The sequence below is a fragment of the Rhizobium sp. CF122 genome (genome assembly GCF_000282035.1).
In the GTDB taxonomy this organism is placed as follows: domain Bacteria; phylum Pseudomonadota; class Alphaproteobacteria; order Rhizobiales; family Rhizobiaceae; genus Rhizobium.
Map to the genome: position 1 here is coordinate 25,379 of NZ_AKKA01000064.1, position 17,074 is coordinate 42,452.

General features: G+C 60.0%; 15 protein-coding genes and 1 pseudogene. 9 read left to right on the top strand and 7 right to left on the bottom strand.

Annotated features, from left to right (window positions below; genetic code table 11):
- Nucleotides 1–532: 532 nt before the first annotated feature.
- Nucleotides 533–4,366: a vitamin B12-dependent ribonucleotide reductase gene (locus PMI09_RS10590; RefSeq protein WP_007792689.1), complete on the top strand. Its 3,834-nt coding sequence runs from the start codon at nt 533–535 to the stop codon at nt 4,364–4,366.
- A 354-nt stretch (nt 4,367–4,720) separates the two neighbouring features.
- Here the strand turns inward: PMI09_RS10590 and PMI09_RS10595 are convergent, their stop codons facing one another.
- Together PMI09_RS10595 and PMI09_RS10600 are read right to left on the bottom strand one after the other, a co-directional pair.
- Complete coding sequence (locus PMI09_RS10595; protein ID WP_443216177.1) at nt 4,721–6,283, bottom strand: DHA2 family efflux MFS transporter permease subunit; 1,563 nt, start codon at nt 6,281–6,283, stop codon at nt 4,721–4,723.
- A gap of 74 nt (nt 6,284–6,357) precedes the next feature.
- Nucleotides 6,358–7,560, bottom strand: coding sequence for an HlyD family secretion protein (locus PMI09_RS10600; RefSeq protein ID WP_007792693.1), 1,203 nt, complete (start codon nt 7,558–7,560; stop codon nt 6,358–6,360).
- A 122-nt stretch (nt 7,561–7,682) separates the two neighbouring features.
- Between PMI09_RS10600 and PMI09_RS10605 the strand changes: the two genes are divergently transcribed.
- Together PMI09_RS10605 and PMI09_RS10610 are read left to right on the top strand one after the other, a co-directional pair.
- On the top strand, nt 7,683–8,336 hold the full coding sequence (locus PMI09_RS10605; protein WP_007792695.1) for a TetR/AcrR family transcriptional regulator C-terminal domain-containing protein: 654 nt from the start codon (nt 7,683–7,685) through the stop codon (nt 8,334–8,336).
- A 220-nt stretch (nt 8,337–8,556) separates the two neighbouring features.
- The gene (locus PMI09_RS10610) at nt 8,557–9,207 is read left to right on the top strand and encodes a TetR/AcrR family transcriptional regulator (RefSeq protein WP_007792697.1); all 651 of its coding nucleotides are present in this window, start codon (nt 8,557–8,559) and stop codon (nt 9,205–9,207) included.
- 45 nt (nt 9,208–9,252) lie between these two features.
- Here the strand turns inward: PMI09_RS10610 and PMI09_RS32145 are convergent.
- A pseudogene (locus PMI09_RS32145) lies at nt 9,253–9,376 on the bottom strand (LysR family transcriptional regulator); the annotation flags it as partial.
- A gap of 306 nt (nt 9,377–9,682) precedes the next feature.
- Here PMI09_RS32145 and PMI09_RS10620 point away from each other — a divergent pair.
- On the top strand, nt 9,683–10,513 hold the full coding sequence (locus PMI09_RS10620) for an alpha/beta fold hydrolase (protein ID WP_007792703.1): 831 nt from the start codon (nt 9,683–9,685) through the stop codon (nt 10,511–10,513).
- A 135-nt stretch (nt 10,514–10,648) separates the two neighbouring features.
- A complete protein-coding gene (locus PMI09_RS10625; RefSeq protein WP_007792707.1) occupies nt 10,649–11,587 on the top strand; it encodes an MBL fold metallo-hydrolase in 939 nt (312 codons plus the stop codon).
- A gap of 12 nt (nt 11,588–11,599) precedes the next feature.
- Here PMI09_RS10625 and PMI09_RS31715 read toward each other — a convergent pair whose 3' ends face one another.
- Complete coding sequence (locus tag PMI09_RS31715; RefSeq protein WP_007792709.1) at nt 11,600–11,773, bottom strand: hypothetical protein; 174 nt, start codon at nt 11,771–11,773, stop codon at nt 11,600–11,602.
- A 211-nt stretch (nt 11,774–11,984) separates the two neighbouring features.
- On the opposite strand from PMI09_RS31715, the gene PMI09_RS10630 reads away from it, so the two are divergent.
- Entirely contained in the window at nt 11,985–12,239 is a 255-nt protein-coding gene (locus PMI09_RS10630; RefSeq protein ID WP_007792711.1) for a DUF2188 domain-containing protein, read from the top strand.
- A 2-nt stretch (nt 12,240–12,241) separates the two neighbouring features.
- Entirely contained in the window at nt 12,242–12,568 is a 327-nt protein-coding gene (locus tag PMI09_RS10635; protein ID WP_007531928.1) for a hypothetical protein, read from the top strand.
- Nucleotides 12,569–12,808: 240 nt separating this feature from the next.
- Here PMI09_RS10635 and PMI09_RS10640 read toward each other — a convergent pair whose 3' ends face one another.
- Complete coding sequence (locus PMI09_RS10640; RefSeq protein WP_007792715.1) at nt 12,809–13,006, bottom strand: hypothetical protein; 198 nt, start codon at nt 13,004–13,006, stop codon at nt 12,809–12,811.
- Between the two features lie 229 nt (nt 13,007–13,235).
- A complete protein-coding gene (gene ftsZ, locus PMI09_RS10645; RefSeq protein WP_007792717.1) occupies nt 13,236–14,264 on the bottom strand; it encodes a cell division protein FtsZ in 1,029 nt (342 codons plus the stop codon).
- Nucleotides 14,265–14,461: 197 nt separating this feature from the next.
- Here ftsZ and PMI09_RS10650 point away from each other — a divergent pair, with 197 nt between their 5' ends.
- Nucleotides 14,462–14,677: a hypothetical protein gene (locus tag PMI09_RS10650; RefSeq protein WP_007792720.1), complete on the top strand. Its 216-nt coding sequence runs from the start codon at nt 14,462–14,464 to the stop codon at nt 14,675–14,677.
- A gap of 70 nt (nt 14,678–14,747) precedes the next feature.
- Entirely contained in the window at nt 14,748–15,755 is a 1,008-nt protein-coding gene (locus tag PMI09_RS10655) for a ketopantoate reductase family protein (protein ID WP_007792723.1), read from the top strand.
- 89 nt (nt 15,756–15,844) lie between these two features.
- Here the strand turns inward: PMI09_RS10655 and PMI09_RS10660 are convergent, their stop codons facing one another.
- Entirely contained in the window at nt 15,845–17,002 is a 1,158-nt protein-coding gene (locus tag PMI09_RS10660) for a pyridoxal phosphate-dependent aminotransferase (protein WP_007792726.1), read from the bottom strand.
- Nucleotides 17,003–17,074: the final 72 nt, after the last annotated feature.

The following is a 17,074-nucleotide window of genomic DNA, read 5'->3' on the forward strand; positions in this document are numbered from 1 at the left end:
TCAACACGGTCGCAACTTTTCTTAGATTTTTTAGGCTCTGGGCCGACTAAAGCTCGCAACCCATTGAATTTCTTGCACGACTTTGTTTTCCCCACTCTCCACAGCCCGATCCACAATATGTTGTGGTGAACGGTTCGTTAAAAACAACCCCTTGACGGAATCGCCAGTTTCCAACTTAATGGGTTCCGATGTTGCTGCGGCAGTTGGACCGGAATTAACGAGGCCGGTTCTCTTCAAAAATCGAGCGTAGAATCAGGGTGTTGCGTCCATGAAGGATGATCGCCATGAGGGGCTTCGTGCGCGATTTTTATCTTCCAAAAAGTGACATCGGGGGCTGGCGATAATAAGCTGTTAATACTATATTTAGTGTTTGCAGCCACCATCACCACAAGATACAGGAAAGTCATCTCCGATGACACTCCTGTGACGATACGGAAACGAGAACTGGCTGCGCTCCTCACGGCGCCGCCGGAGGTGGAAACTTGCGCCTTGATCAAACGGGGACGGGGCGCGCAAGCTAGAGGTTAGGCAAATGCGCATAGAACGCCGTTTCACGAAGGCAGGACAGAGCGCTTACGCGGATATCGAATTCCGCAAGGCGACGAGCGAGATCAAGAACCCGGACGGTTCGATCGTTTTCCGCCTCGAGAATATCGATGTTCCGGCGCAGTTCTCCCAGGTCGCTGCCGACATCCTGGCGCAGAAGTATTTCCGCAAGGCCGGCGTTCCAGCCAAGCTCAAGAAGGTCGAGGAAAACGACGTTCCTTCCTTCCTGTGGCGTTCGGTTGCCGATGAAGCGGCTCTGAAGGATGTTCCCAAGGACCAACAGTATGGTTCCGAAACCGACGGCCGCCAGGTCTTTGACCGTCTTGCCGGCACCTGGACCTACTGGGGCTGGAAGGGCGGCTACTTCTCGTCCGAGGAAGACGCCCTCGCCTTCAAAGACGAACTTGCGTACATGCTTGCTACCCAGCGCGTTGCCCCGAATTCCCCGCAATGGTTCAACACCGGCATGCATTGGGCCTATGGCATCGACGGCCCCGGCCAGGGCCACTTCTATGTAGACCCTTTCACCGGCAAGCTGACCAGGTCGAAGTCGGCCTACGAACATCCTCAGCCGCACGCCTGCTTCATCCAGTCTGTTGAAGACGACCTCGTCAACGAAGGCGGCATCATGGACCTGTGGGTTCGCGAAGCCCGTCTTTTTAAGTACGGCTCCGGTACCGGCTCCAACTTCTCCTATCTCCGCGGCGAAGGCGAAAAACTTTCCGGCGGTGGCCGCTCCTCCGGCCTGATGAGCTTCCTGAAGATCGGCGACCGTGCAGCTGGCGCCATCAAGTCGGGCGGCACAACGCGCCGTGCTGCCAAGATGGTCGTGGTCGACATCGACCACCCGGATATCGAGGAATATATCAACTGGAAGGTGAAGGAAGAGCAGAAGGTCGCTGCCCTCGTCACCGGTTCCAAGGTCGTCGCCAAGCACCTGAAGGCGATCATGAAGGCCTGCGTCAACTGCGAGGCTGGCTCCGAAGCCACTCGGGGCGATTGCTTCGACCCGAACAAGAACCCTGCCCTGAAGCGCGAAATCCGCGCTGCCAAGAAGGATCAGGTTCCTGAGAATTATATCGGCCGCGTCATCCAGTTCGCCCGCCAGGGCTACAAAGACCTCGAATTCAAGACCTACGACACCGACTGGGATTCGGAAGCCTACCTCACCGTATCCGGTCAGAACTCGAACAACTCGGTCTCGATCAAGGACGACTTCTTGCGCGCCGTCGAAAACGACGGCGACTGGAACCTGACCGCCCGCAAGGACGGCAAGGTCATGAAGACGCTGAAGGCCCGCGATCTCTGGGAGTCGATCTCGTACGCCGCCTGGGCATCGGCCGACCCGGGCCTGCACTTCAACACGACGATGAACGACTGGCACACCAGCCCCGCAGCCGGCCCGATCCGCGCATCCAACCCGTGCTCGGAATACATGTTCCTCGACGACACAGCCTGCAACCTGGCCTCGCTGAACCTCATGCAGTTCAAGGATGCCGCCACCAAACGCATCAACATTGCCGACTACGAGCACGCCGTCCGCCTGTGGAGCGTTGTTCTCGAAATCTCCGTGATGATGGCACAGTTCCCGTCGAAGCGGATTGCCGAACTCTCCTACGAATACCGTACGATCGGCCTCGGCTATGCCAACATCGGCGGCCTGCTGATGTCCTCGGGCATTCCGTATGACAGCGACGAAGCCCGCGCCATCGCAGGCTCGCTGACGGCGATCATGACCGGTATTTCCTATGCCACCTCGGCGGAAATCGCTTCCGAGCTCGGCCCGTTCCCGATGTTCAAGCCGAACCGCGAAAACATGCTGCGCGTCATCCGCAACCATCGCCGTGCCGCTTACGGCGAGAGCTCGGGCTATGAAGGCCTGTCGATCAACCCGGTCGCGCTGATCCATTCCGAAAACCCGGACCAGGATCTCGTAGCCCATGCCAAGAGCGCCTGGGACAAGGCTCTCGAGCTCGGTGAAAAGCACGGCTACCGCAATGCCCAGGCAACCGTGATCGCGCCGACCGGCACGATCGGCCTCGTCATGGATTGCGACACAACAGGCATCGAGCCCGACTTCGCACTGGTGAAGTTCAAGAAGCTCGCCGGCGGCGGCTATTTCAAGATCATCAACCGTGCGGTTCCAGAGGCGCTGCGCACCCTGGGTTATTCCGAAAGCCAGATCGCCGAGATCGAAGCTTACGCAGTCGGTCACGGCAACCTGAACCAGGCGCCTGCGATCAACCCCTCGACGCTGAGGGCCAAGGGCTTCACCGACGAGAAGGTCGAGGCGATCAACGCCGCGCTGAAGTCGGCGTTCGACATCAAGTTCGTCTTCAACCAGTGGACGCTCGGTACCGACTTCCTGAAGGGCACGCTGAAGGTTTCCGACGAGCAGCTCGCCGACATGAGCTTCAACCTGCTCGACCATCTCGGCTTCTCGAAGAAGGACATCGAGGCTGCGAACATCCATGTTTGCGGTGCGATGACGCTGGAAGGTGCACCATTCCTGAGAAACGAACATCTCGCCGTCTTCGATTGCGCCAACCCGTGCGGCAAGATCGGCAAGCGTTATCTCTCGGTCGAGAGCCACATCCGCATGATGGCAGCTGCCCAGCCCTTCATCTCGGGTGCGATCTCCAAGACGATCAACATGCCGAATGAAGCCACCGTCGAGGATTGCAAGAGCGCCTACATGCTCTCCTGGAAGCTCGGCCTGAAGGCGAACGCCCTCTATCGTGACGGCTCCAAGCTGTCGCAGCCGCTGAACGCCTCGCTGATCGAGGACGAAAGCGACGAGGATGCGGTTGAGGAACTGCTGCAGCAGCCGGTCGCGGCCCAGGCCGTCACCATCACCGAGAAGATCATCGAGCGTGTGGTCGAACGCGTCACCCGCGAGCGTGAGAAGCTGCCGAACCGCCGTCAGGGCTACACCCAGAAGGCCGCCGTCGGCGGACATAAGGTCTATCTGCGCACCGGCGAATTCGGCGACGGCCGCCTCGGCGAAATCTTCATCGACATGCACAAGGAAGGGGCCGCCTTCCGTGCGATGATGAACAACTTCGCGATCGCCATCTCGCTTGGCCTGCAGTACGGCGTGCCGCTCGAAGAATATGTGGAGGCCTTCACCTTCACCAAGTTCGAGCCGGCCGGCATGGTCATCGGCAACGACGCTATCAAGAACGCCACGTCGATCCTCGACTACGTGTTCCGCGAACTCGCCGTGTCCTATCTCGGCCGCCACGATCTGGCACATGTCGACACGTCGGACTTCTCGAACACGGCGCTCGGCAAGGGCATCCAGGAAGGCAAGACGAACCTCGTCTCGACCGGCTGGACGCGCGGCTACAAGCCGACGCTGGTAACGGGCAACGAGCGTCAGGCCGGCGGCGAGCCGAAGGGTGCCGCCACCACAGCCCCGGCGCGTGCCTCCTCTGGCGCCACGGTGACGTCCTTTGCCGGTGCTGCCGCCCGCAAGATCGAACCGACCGTCGCCATTTCCAGCTCCGAAATCGTCGCTTTCAAGCGCGACTATGAGGAGCGGGCGAAGGAACTAGCCGAAGAGATCGCCGAGGAAGTGATCGAAGAAGTCACGACTGAGGCCCAGCAGCAGGCAACCGCCCTCTTCTCCGACAAGGCGGCCGCCGACGCGGCATCGGCCAAGACGGAAGCCAAGAAGGTCGAAGCCGAACGCCGTGCCCGCTCCATCATGCAGGGTTACACCGGCAACATGTGCTCCGAGTGCCAGAACTTTACGATGGTGCGCAACGGCACTTGCGAGAAGTGCGACACATGCGGCGCAACGAGCGGCTGCAGCTGATAGCCGGTATTCGGACGACGACTGTAGTGTAGTTAGTAGCGCGCCACTAGGTTCGCCACTGCGCCATTCAAATGTCACTAAAGTGACCTTTTTGGCGGACGAGTAATTACCTTTCCGGGCACTTCGGTGCCCGGAAAATACCTCAAGGAACAAAACAGGAATCAACCAGAATGAGTGCGGTGGAAGGGCATGGCTGACGCGGTAATTGCAAACTGGGATGGTCGCGACTACCAGGCCCGGTCCTTCTGGATACATGCCTCTGGTCTACGCGACCCGGAGAAGCCTCTGTGTTGGGAGTAAACTATACGGATGGATGGTGGGCGGGGTGCGATGCCCCGCCACCAGCGGCTGCCGTCAATGGGCTCCAGCTCCTCCACCAGAGGTCCGCTTGGTCAGCAGCAAGGCGACTGCGGCGATGGCCAGAACGACGCCGATCACAGCGAAGGTGTCGCTGAAGCCCATGATCAGAGCCTGGCGCTTCACGGTCCTGCCGAGGGTTACGATCGCCTGCCCCGTCGCCTTTGCATGGTCGGAGACGCCATGCGACTGGAAGTATCCGGTGAGCGTATCGATGCGCTGGCGGACCTCATCCCTGCCCATCGTGATAGACTGCCCGATGATGTTCGAATGGAGCTGTTCTCGCTTTGTCAGCACCGTTCCAAGCGTAGCCGTTCCGACGGCGCCACCAAGGTTACGCAGCATGTTCGTCAAGCCGGACGCAGCCGCAGCATCCTGGGGTGCGATCCCGCCTGTGGTGATGGCGGTGATCGGAGTAAGCACGAGAGCCTGCCCAATTGCGCGGACAATGTTCGGGATCCAGAATTGATCGCCAGCATTGTCAGCCGAAAGCAGGATATTCATAAAGCAGCTAATGGCGAAGATGCTGATACCGAGGAAGCCGATATAGCGAGCGTCGAAACGCTTCATCATGATCGGAACCAGCGGGATCAGCAACAACTGCGGCAACCCGGTCCATGCCAGGACATTACCGATCTCCTGCGCGTTGTAGCGCTGCACCTGGCCCAGATACTGCGGCAGAATGTAGACCGTACCGAACAAGGCGACGCCGACGAGCACGTTGACGGCAACGCCAATCCCGAAGTTGCGCTGCTTTAGCAGGCAGAGCTTCACGAGCGGCTTCTCGACCTTCAGCTCGATCCAGATGAATGCAGCGAGGAACACGAAGGCGATGATGCTCAGCTTCACGATGAACGGCGACGAGAACCAGTCGTCCTTGTTGCCTTCCTCGAGGACGGTCTGCAGAGCTGCGAGTCCGATCGACATCGTCACGATCCCAGCCCAGTCGCCCTCGCGGAGAAGGCCAAGGCGCATCGGCTGCTTCTCGAGCGTAGCCGCAAGAGCGATCGCCATGATGGCGCTCGGGATCGTGTTGATGAAGAAAATGGTCTGCCATCCGTAGTTCTCGGTCAGATAGCCGCCGATGGTTGGGCCGATCGCGGGCGCGAAGGTGACCGAAAGTGCGAAGATGGCGAGACCGATGGGTTGCTGAGGCTTCGGCAGCTTGGTGAGGACCATGGTGAAGGCCATCGGGATCAGGATGCCGCCTGCGAAACCCTGCAGACCGCGCATGGCGATCATCCAGTTCAGGTCATGCGTGAAGGCGCAAGCCATCGAGAATAGCGGAAACAGGATCGTGTTGACCAGGATGTATCTCCTAAACGAGAACACGCTGCTGAAATACGCCGTCAGCGGAATGACAATGATCTCGCCGATCAGGTAGGAGGTCGAGATCCAGGCGCCGTTGTCGACGCCTGTCCCGATGCCTCCCTCGATGTCGAGGAGCGAGGCGTTGGTGATCTGGATGTTCAAAATGGCCATGAAGGCGCCGATCATCCCTGCGAGGACGGCGATCCATTCCTTCGCTCCGGCCTTCTGCGAGGCAGCCGGAGCCGCCATCGCCGCTGATGTCGGCAACGTTGCTACGTTAGACATGACTTGATCCTCCTGGATCCGGGCGATCGCCTCTAGGGCTACTCGTTGCCGACCTTGGTATCGATTGTGGGGGTTACGGACATGCCGGGGCGAAGGTCGCCGGAAGCGGCACTCTCGGCATCGATCACGATGCGGACCGGAATGCGCTGGACCACCTTCGTGAAGTTGCCAGTGGCATTGTCGGGAGGCAGAAGTGCAAACTCCTGACCGCTGGCCGGAGCAAGGCTGTCGACGCGGCCGTGGTAGACGTGGTCTGGGAACATGTCGACTTCGATATCGACTTCCTGTCCGGGCCGCACGTCGGTCAACTGCGTCTCCTTGTAGTTGGCGACCACGTAGGCTGCTTTCGTCGGAACGACCGTCATGAGCTGGGTACCAGCCTGCACGTACTGTCCGACACGCAGTGTCCGGTTGCCGACGACGCCGTCGATCGGAGCGACGATCTTCGAATACGAGAGGTTCAGTTCAGCCTGTCGCTGAACAGCTATATCACGTGCGAGCGCTGCCTCAGCCTGCGCAACCTCGGCCTTGAGGATATCGACTTGTTTCGTCGCGCCTTCCAGGGCGGCAATGTCCCGAGCCGTGGTCGCCCGGTTCGCGGCAATCTGTGAGGATGCCTGCTGTGCAGTCTGGACCGGTGCGTAGCCATTGGTGGCGAGGCGGGTATAACGCTTGTCGTTTTGCTCGGCGAATGTCTCGTTGGCGCGATCCACTTCGATGGAAGCATGGGCGGCCGCGATGACTGACTGCTGTGTCACCAGGGCGGCCTTCTTCGCCTCGATCGTGGCGCGGGCTGCATCGACGTCGGCCTTGGCTTGGTCGAGTGCGGTGGCATAGTCACGGTCGTCGATGACGGCCAGCACGTCCCCTGCCGTTACGACCTGGTTGTCACCGACGAGTACCTTGGCCAGGTACCCGGCGATCTTCGGGGCGATGGCGCTGTTGTCTGCCTTGATGTAGGCGTCGTCAGTCGACACCTCGAAGCGGCCGACTGTCCAGTAGTTGTGGCCATAGTAGGCGGCGCCGGCGATTACGGCGAGCAACGAGACGCCCATCACGAGCTTCTTGATGCCACCGCCCTTCCGTTCCGTGGCTACCGGGGCCGCGGGTGCGGCCACTGGAGCGGCGGGTGCCGGACGGTTACCAGCATCAGCGGTAGGTGCCTCCGGGGCAGCCGGGGCCTCAGCCAGAGCGGCCTTGCGGTCGGACTTTCCGGTCAGCGCGATAACATTCTCATCCATCGATATCACTCCTGCTTTCGGTTGCCGTCGCTTGGGCCGCAGCCGCTGTGCATTAAGGAAACTTGTTATTTTCCAAAATATGCCTTATCTAGTGGATGTCAACGATAATTTGGAAAATTTTCATGTTCCAAAATAAGAGCGACCATCCGAGGCATAGGGGGCGACCCAGATCGAGGTCCGACAAGGAGACGCGTGACCACATCGTTAGCGTCGCCAACGAAGGTTTCCGTAGCAGCGGTTATGCGAATTCCGCGATGAGCACGATCTTCCACGTATCGGGCATTTCCACGAAGACGATGTATCGCTTGTTCCCTGGAAAGGCTGAGCTACTTGCAGAGGTCATCTCTAGGCAGATCCATCGCTTCCTCATGGAGATCGATCTTGCGACACTGCGTGATCTGGATGTTCGCGAGGGCCTGACGCGGCTGATGACGACCTACGGGATTCTGACTCTGTCCGAAGATGCAGTGCGGATGGCGAAACTCGTTGTTGCAGAGTCCGCCAGATTTCCAGAGGTGAGCGCCGCCTTCTATGACAGGGCCATCGTGCCGACGAACAAGATCATCGAATGCTGGCCAGGAGAACGCATGGAGACCGGCGAACTCTCGATTGACAGTCCGGTGGAAGCAAGCGGAATTCTTCGCGGTATGATGATCATGGAGCCCCAGAGAGCGTCACTCCTTCTGAAGCAGAGAGCAATGACGCCCGACGAGACCAGGCGCCGGGCGTCAGAGTGCGTCGATTGCTTTCTATGCGGACGGTCGAACGCTCAATGAAAAAAGTTACCCCCCCGAAGACAACGGCATCTGACGCCTCCATCTCTAAACTTGGGTTCGATCCGGAGTTCTCTAGTATCGAGCTATCGAGAGCGGATCACGACTAGACGTATGATCGAGCATCTGGGAGCGGTGCTTCGGCGACATAGCCTTTAGGAAACTTGATGTTTTCCTAAATAAACGCTATGGTGATGGGGAAGCCAAAGATAGGAATTGGGGAATGCAGGAAGTAGTGCAGGCTGAGAAACGTTCGCGAGGACGTCCTAAGGAGAGATCCGACGAAGAGACCAAGGGCGTCATCATCGACGCTGCGAACGACCAATTCAAGAAGGCTGGCTACGCATCTGCGAGCATCAGTGCCATCGCGCAGACCGCGGGCGTATCGACGAAGACCCTCTATCGCCTGTTTCCGGCCAAGGCAGACCTCTTCTCCGACGTGATCTCAGCGAAAATCAGTCGATACTTCCTTGGCCTCAACGCCGAGAGCTTATCAGGGAACTCGCTCGTCGAGGGACTCGAGCGCCTCCTGATAGCGTACGGCAGATTGACGCTTTCTTCCGAAACCATCGTGATCACCCGGCTCGTCCTCAGCGAGTCAGACCGCTTCCCTGAACTTGCCGCCGTCTTCTACGAGCAGGCGATTCGCCGCACGAGCAAGACGATGGAGGAATGGCTGACCCGGCAGGTCGAGCTGAAGCGCGTCGTCATCGAGGACGTTCCCACGGCGACGGGTATGCTCCGGGGCATGATGGCGATGGAACCGCAGCGCGCAATTATGCTCGGGCAGATCCCCGATATCTCAGACGATGATATCGTGGCACGAGCTAGGGTCTGTGCGCGCATCTTCGTTGAAGGATGTGGTCACACATAAAAGTCAATTCCCTGCTCGTCACCGTGACACCCGTGGCTTGAGCAGGTTCCCGCTGCTGCGCCTGCACATGGTTGGAAAGCGGCGGCTGGGCAATATGCACCGTGGCCGCCGCCCGGCCAAAATGCGGTTCCTCTGCCACCGCGTCGAAATAGGAGAGCCATTCGTGCATCTTGACGTCGGCAGCATCCGGGCTTGGCCCGCATGCCTCGGCAAGAATTCGTTCGAATATGGCGCTCACAAGTTCCTGCCTTTCCTGCGCCATCATTCTTCAAACCGGCATCTTCCATTCTGGATCATTTGCATCAAATTAGCGTTGGTTCGCGACGCCGCTCAAAGCCTCGTCATGTGCATGACGTAGCGTGGCAGCGGTGAGGAGCGGGCTCTGCCCGGGTGCCCGATGACATGGGCGCCGGAGGGAGGCTCACGTGTCTTTGCCGCCATCAAAGCAATCAATCCAGAAAGAGGGACCCTGATCATGCCATTCATCAAGACCACGGACGGAACCGAAATCTTCTACAAGGATTGGGGTCCGCTCGATGCCCAGCCCGTTGTTTTCCATCACGGCTGGCCGCTCAGCGCCGACGACTGGGACGCGCAGATGATGTTCTTTCTGGACAAAGGCTATCGTGTGATTGCCCATGACCGGCGCGGACATGGCCGTTCCAGCCAGACGTGGCAGGGCAACGAGATGGACACCTATGCGGCGGACCTCGCCGCGCTTACCGATGCGCTCGATCTGAAGAATGCGATCCACGTCGGCCACTCGACCGGCGGCGGCGAGGTCGCCCACTACGTCGCGCGCGCAAAGCCCGGCCGCGTCGCCAAGGCGGTGCTGATCGGCGCTGTGCCGCCGATCATGGTCAAGTCGGACAAGAACCCGGGCGGCCTGCCGCTCGAGGTTTTCGACGGCTTCCGCGCAGCGCTTGTCGCCAACCGCGCCCAGTTCTTCCTCGACATCCCGGCAGGTCCCTTCTACGGCTTCAATCGCCCGGGCGCTAAAGTCAGCCAGGGCGTCATCGAGAACTGGTGGCGGCAGGGGATGATGGGTGCCGCCAAGGCTCACTACGATTGCATCAAGGCGTTCTCCGAGACGGATTTCACCGAGGATCTGCAGCGGATCACGGTGCCGACGCTGGTCATGCACGGCGACGACGATCAGATCGTTCCCTATGCCGACTCGGCACCGCTTTCGGTAAAACTCCTGAAGCACGGCACGCTGAAGACCTATGCCGGCTTCCCGCATGGCATGTGCACCACGCATCCTGATGTCATCAACGCCGATCTGCTGGAATTCTTCCTGGACTGAGATGGAGGATCATCCGCCGGGCTCTATACGGACCGGCGATCGTATGACGGATGAATACCGTTCGAACATTCGCAGGCGGATCCCTTGGGGACCCGCCTGCCGCACACCAGCATCTGCTCATCAAAGGAGACGCTCGTGACCTCACGAGATACCATTCCGAGCGGGTTGTCCCGACGCGACCTGCTGAAGCTGACGGCTGCCGCAGTGGCGATGCTTGCCTCACGCAACGCGATTGCAGCCGACTTCCACCGCTTCCAGCACGGCACGTTCGACATTACCGTCGTCAGCGACGGCTTCCTGACACTTCCCGCGGAGATTCTGCTTCCCGATGCCATGCCCGAGGAGCGCCAGGCGATCATGCAGCGGCTGGGCGGCAGTTCGGCGGCCGCCCCCGTTCAGGCCAACATTCCGCTGATCCGCCATGGCAACGACCTGATCCTCATCGATACCGGATCCGGCAGCCATTTCCAGGCAAGTGCCGGCAAACTGGCGGCGAACCTGCAATCACTCGGCATCGCGCCGGAAGCGATCACCAAGGTCGTTTTCACCCACGCCCATCCGGATCACTCCGGCGCCACGACCACCGCCAATGGCAAGGTGCTCTATCCGAACGCGCAGTATTTCGTCAGCGAAGCAGAGTGGAGCTTCTGGACCGACAAGGACTACGAGACGCACATGCCATCCGCGCTTCATGACTTTGCACGCGGTGCGCAGCGTGACCTGTTTGCCGTCAAGGACAGGCTGACGCTGGTGCGGCCCGATCAGGAGATCATTCCAGGGATGCGGATCGTGCAAACCCGCGGGCATACACCGGGCCATGTCTCAATCGAACTGGCTGGAGACGGCGACCTTTTGATCACACGCGACTCCTGCACCAACGACGTGATCTTCTTTGAGCATCCGGCGTGGCATTTCGGCTTCGATGCCGAGCCGGAGATCGCGCTGAAGACCCGTCAAACGCTGTTGGATCGTGCCGCGACCGACAAGCTCAAGATGCTCGGCTATCACTGGAGCTACCCAGGCGTCGGCTATGCTGAACGAAAGGATGCGTCCTACCGGTTTGTCTCGGCGTAGGTTTCGAAGCGGTTACTGCGCGTCGGCGGCTTCTGCCGGCGCGGCCGCCGACTGCGGCAGTTCTTCCGCAATCTCTTCGGCAACGGCTGCGAGATCGAGGTTCCCCCAGATCGACGCTGACTGGCGACGCTCCGCGCGACGGGATGATTTGACTTCGACGATGAACGGCTTCGACTGAGCGCGCATGGGGTTCCTATTGAAAGGCGTTGAACGAATCCATCAACGCCTCAAGCCTACGAAGCGTTCCGCGCTCGCGCAAGATCGCACCTCCCGCTGAATCCAGCCCCACACAGGCCAGGCACCGAGGGAACAAGCATGGGGCGAGCTCCGTTGCAGTTATTCAATCTGCGTGGAGCCCCATGCAAATTCCTGCGAAAAGTTCTTGAAGGAAAGATCGATGTCGATTACCTACCACGTCGCCGAACATGATGGCGCCTGGGCTTATGGCCTGGACGATGTCTGGTCGGAAACTTTCCCAACTCACGAAGAAGCACTGGCAGCGGCCAAACACGCCGCAGAGCGACAAGAGCTCGGTGGCCAGGATGCGGACATTACATATCAGCGTGCAAACGGCAGCTGGACAACGGAACGGTCGAACGGAGGCGACCGCCCCGAAGCCGATGTCGTCGATGACGCCAAGGAAAAAGACTAGGAATGACCATTAAAGAACGTTTTCTGAAGCAGCAGCATGCCTGGATGCTCGGCGCCTGCTATTCCCGCAAACATCCTGACTTCCATCGCTTTGGCGGCGTCGATGTTTCGATCTCGCCCCGCTGGAAAGACAGCGTTGAAACCTTCGTCAATGATATGATCGACACCCTGCCGCGCAGCCTCTCCGAACGCCGGATGGCGCTGAGAAACCCGCGCCGCCCGTTCGAGCCCGGCAATGTGGAATGGGTGTTCGCAAGCAAGCACTACGGCCTTCGCGCTCCTGATGGCACGCGGCCCGACATGGCGGACGCTCGTTCGCGCCGAGCGTAAGACGCTTCTGTACAGATCACATCCTTCGCCGGCGGAAGCTCCCCCAGAGGCTTCTTTTGCCGGCGAATTATTTTAGGGGCCTCAGATGCCAAATCCGGTGCCCCCTTGACCTGCCCTCGCCCAGATCAATGTCACCAGCCAGTGATACCATGCAGGCAGCTTACCCTGCCCGTCCGTTGAATGTCGCAGTCCCGTCAGCGCGGTTGGCCACGCTGATATGCTACGCCACAGGCCCGATCGTTACCGGTGCTGCGCGTTTTTCGTCACCACAATCACAACAATTCCGACGATCGCGGCAAGAGCGCCCCAATAGACCCAAGGCGTCTGGTTGATCATGAAACTTTCTTCGGGATAGGGAAAATAGCCGCTGCCCTGCCCCATCCAGACCACTCCGATCAGGATGAGCAGACCGGCAACAAAATAGCCAAACTTCACCATTCGATGTCCTCCATCACCAGCTGCGCGATGCCCGTTTCGCCCGCCGCTCTGGTTCTGCGGGCGTCGGTGCTACGGAGGCGACCTTACGCCTTCGGGAAATCGGCCGCGAGGCTCGTTCGCGCCATTCCTCGATCTGCGCCAGCCGCTGGCGCAACGGCAACACCACACCGAAATGACATCAATCTGGAAAGCCCGCGCGCCCGATCGGACACGCAGGCGATAGGACGGTTTACTGCAGCGTACGCGTCTGCATGTCCTGGCCGAGTGCCACGCCCTGATGGGCCTGCGTTCCAACTGCCACCCCGTCGAGGCCTGTCGCCACGACCGAGACGCGGAACTTGCCGTCGAGGTTGCGGTCGAAGATCGCGCCAACGACGATATCGGCCTCATCCTGAACCTCGTCGCGGATGCGGCTTGCCGCTTCGTCCACTTCGAAGAGCGTCATGTCGGTGCCGCCGGAGATCGAGATCAGAACACCCCTGGCGCCCTTCATCGAAATATCGTCGAGCAGCGGATTGGCGATCGCAGCCTCGGCTGCCTTCATCGCACGCCCCTCGCCCGAAGCCTCGCCGGTACCCATCATCGCCCGACCCATGCCGCGCATCACGGATTTCACGTCCGCGAAGTCGAGATTGATCAGGCCTTCCTTGACGATCAGGTCGGTGATGCAGCCGACACCGGCATAAAGCACGCGGTCGGCGGTCATGAAGGCGTCCGCGAACGTGGTCTTCGCATCGGCGATGCGGAAAAGGTTCTGGTTCGGGATGACGATCACCGTATCGGCCGCCTCGCGGAGCGCCTCGATACCGACATCGGCTGTCTTCATGCGGCGGTTGCCTTCGAAGGTGAAGGGCTTAGTAACCACTCCGACCGTGAGGATGCCGGCGTTGCGGGCGGCTTGGGCAATAACAGGTGCAGCCCCCGTTCCGGTGCCGCCCCCCATGCCTGCGGTGACGAAGCACATATGCGAGCCAGCCAGATGATCCATGATCTCATCGATCGATTCTTCGGCGGCTGCGCGACCGACTTCCGGCAGCGAACCGGCCCCCAGCCCTTCGGTTATATGCGCGCCAAGCTGTATGCGGCGGGATGCCTTCGATGTCGCCAGCACCTGCGCATCCGTATTGGCCGCGATGAAATCGACGCCTTCGAGATTTTCCGCTATCATGTTATTGATCGCATTGCCGCCGCCGCCGCCGACGCCAATTACTGTAATTCTCGGTCGCATTTCGGAAATCCCGTTCTTGGCGTTCGTCATCGCAATCTCCTTCGTGCGTTTTTGTCATGGCTCCGCCTCTTGTCGGGAACCGAATCGAGCATGAGCCTAGCCGCGCAACAAGGCAGAGCCGGGGCGAAAGAACAAGATGACACCGTCTTGAAACTTTATCCGGAACCTTTTTTGCCCTCGCGCTTTATTTCGAATCATCCCCTGCCAGAGAGAGGAGTACCGTGCAGATGCCTACGCCCGCCACCCGCCAGTCAGTTACGCCTGCAAACGAGCATATTCTTACCGCCCAAGAGGCCCTGGAACCGCTGTTCCTCAAGATCGAAGAGGAGGCCGAGGTCCGGATGATCGGCGCCGCCATTCGCGCGGGCTGGTCTGCGGAGGATGCGGTGGCAGCCATCGACGAGCTTCGCCGCAACGAGCTTCTTCCCGGCAGCGGTCACTAAAAAATCATTCGCCTTGAGGAAGGGATGACCTAAGTTCTGCGCGACCCACCAATCGCGGAAAGATCATCGCATGTCCCTCAAGAATATCTGCATCTTCGGCGCCGGTGCACTCGGCGGCGCGATCGCCGCCAAGCTTGCGTTATCTCTCGGCGCAGAGGCAACGGTTTCGGTCGTTGCCCGCCGCGCTCATCTCGCGGCCATCCGAAGCGATGGGTTGCGTCTCATTGAGGCCGGTGCAGAAGCACCCGTCACCGTCAATCTGACAGCTACCGACGATCCGAGGGAACTGCCGCCGCAGGATCTCGTCATCACCGGGCTGAAGGGCCATCAGCTCAGCGCCGCCGCAGAGGGAATCGACCATCTGCTGAAAGATAGCACACGCGTCATGATGATCCTCAACGGCATTCCGTGGTGGTATTTTCATCGCGACCAGGACAGCGGGCATGCGGAACGGCAGTTCGACGAGCTCGATGAGGATGGCAAGCTTTGGCGCCTTGTCGGTCCGCAGCGCGTGATCGGCTGCGTCGCCCACCAGGGCGCTGAAGTCAGCAAGCCCGGCGAGATCAGGCTTAGCAACAAAGGCCACTTTATTCTCGGCGAGCCCTCCGGCGAGATCACTGCAGATTTGCGCGACATCGAAGTGCTCCTGCAGCGCGCCGATATCGGTGTGAGACTCTCGAGCCGCATCCGCGACGATATCTGGAGCAAGCTGATGGGCAACGCCTCCTTCAACCCGATCAGCGCGCTGACGCGATCATTGATGTCCGATCTGATGGCGGATGCCGCGATCACCGACCAGATCGGCAAGGTTATGAAGGAGGTAAAGGCTGTTGGAGAGGCACTTGGCGCGAATGTCGGGATGTCCGTCGAGCAGCGATTGGAACAGGCCCGGCAAATCGGGCCGGTTCGCACCTCCATGCTGCAAGACCTCCTGGCGGGGAAGTCGCTGGAGATTACCCCGCTGGTGGGAATGGTCGTTTCACTGGGCCGCCTGACCGCAACGCCGACACCGGTTTCCGAGACGATCCTGGCGCTGGTGTCGCAGCTTGACCGGGAGAATTGCCGACCGGTGAAGTGAGTGCGCGAACGGTCGAGCGGCTTGCTGCCTTCTAGTGAGCCGCTCAGAAATTGATTTAGGAAGCCTCCACAACCACCTAGGATATAGAATTATTGCAACCACGCTGCAATGCGCTCGACTGCTTCAACGATCTCTGCCTCGGAGCCGGCGTAGGACATTCGCATCGACCTATTGCCTTCCAGCGGATCAAAATCCAGACCCGGCGTCGCGGCGACGTTGATCTCTGCCAGCATCCGTTTGGCGAACGCCATGCTGTCATTGGTGAAGCGCGTTACGTCGACATAGGCATAAAAGGCACCATCCATCGGCGAGGCAATGGACAGGCCGATTTCCGGCAGGCGCTTCAGCAGAAACTCGCGGTTGGCGGCGTAGCTTGCCTTGTAGACATCGAGTTCCGCGGTCGCGCTGAGCGCTGCCGTCGCGGCGATCTGCGAGAGTTCGGGCGGCGAGATGTAGAGGCTTTGCGCGACACGCTCGATGGGGCGCACCAGCCGCTCGGGCAGCACCATCCAGCCGATGCGCCAGCCGGTCATGCAATAATATTTGGAGAAGGAGTTGATGACGATCGCCTCGTCGGTCAATTCCAGCGTGCTGGTCTCTTCGCCGGCAAAAGTCAGCCCGTGATAGATTTCGTCTGAAATGAACGCGATCGAATTCGCCGCGCAATAGTCGGCCAACGCCTTCAGCCCCTGGCGAGCGGTCACCGTGCCAGTGGGGTTGGCGGGGCTCGCCAGCAGCACGCCCTTCAGTCTGACGTTGTTTGCAGTTTGGGCAGCCTCCAGGCTCTCGGGTGTCAACGTGAAATGCGTGTCGGCAGTCACCGGTACCTCGATCACCCTAAGCCCAAGAGCCCCGAGAATGTTGCGGTAGGCAGGATAGCCCGGCCGGGCGATGGCGACCGCGTCTCCGGCATCAAACAGCGAGAGAAAGGCAAGGTTGAAGCCGGCGGAAGAACCGGTGGTTATCGCGATGCGCGCCGGATCGATTTCCAGCCCGTGACGGTTGCGATAGTGCCCGGCCAGCGCATGTTTCAGCCTCGCCGTGCCGAGCGCGTCCGTATAGCCGATCCTGCCCTCGACGAGCGCTGCCTGCGCGGCCTCCAGAGCAGCGCGTGGCGCCGGATGGGAGGGCTGTCCGACAGCCATGGAAATGACCGGGTGACCGCTCGCTCGCCGCTTTGTCGCTTCGGCCAGAACATCCATGGCATGGAAGGGCTCGACTTCACTGCGTTGGGAAATGGAAAACAAGATCGCTTCTCTCTAACTTTGCTTGCGGCCAGACAATTGCCGCAATAATCGGATCATCACAATCCCGCGATT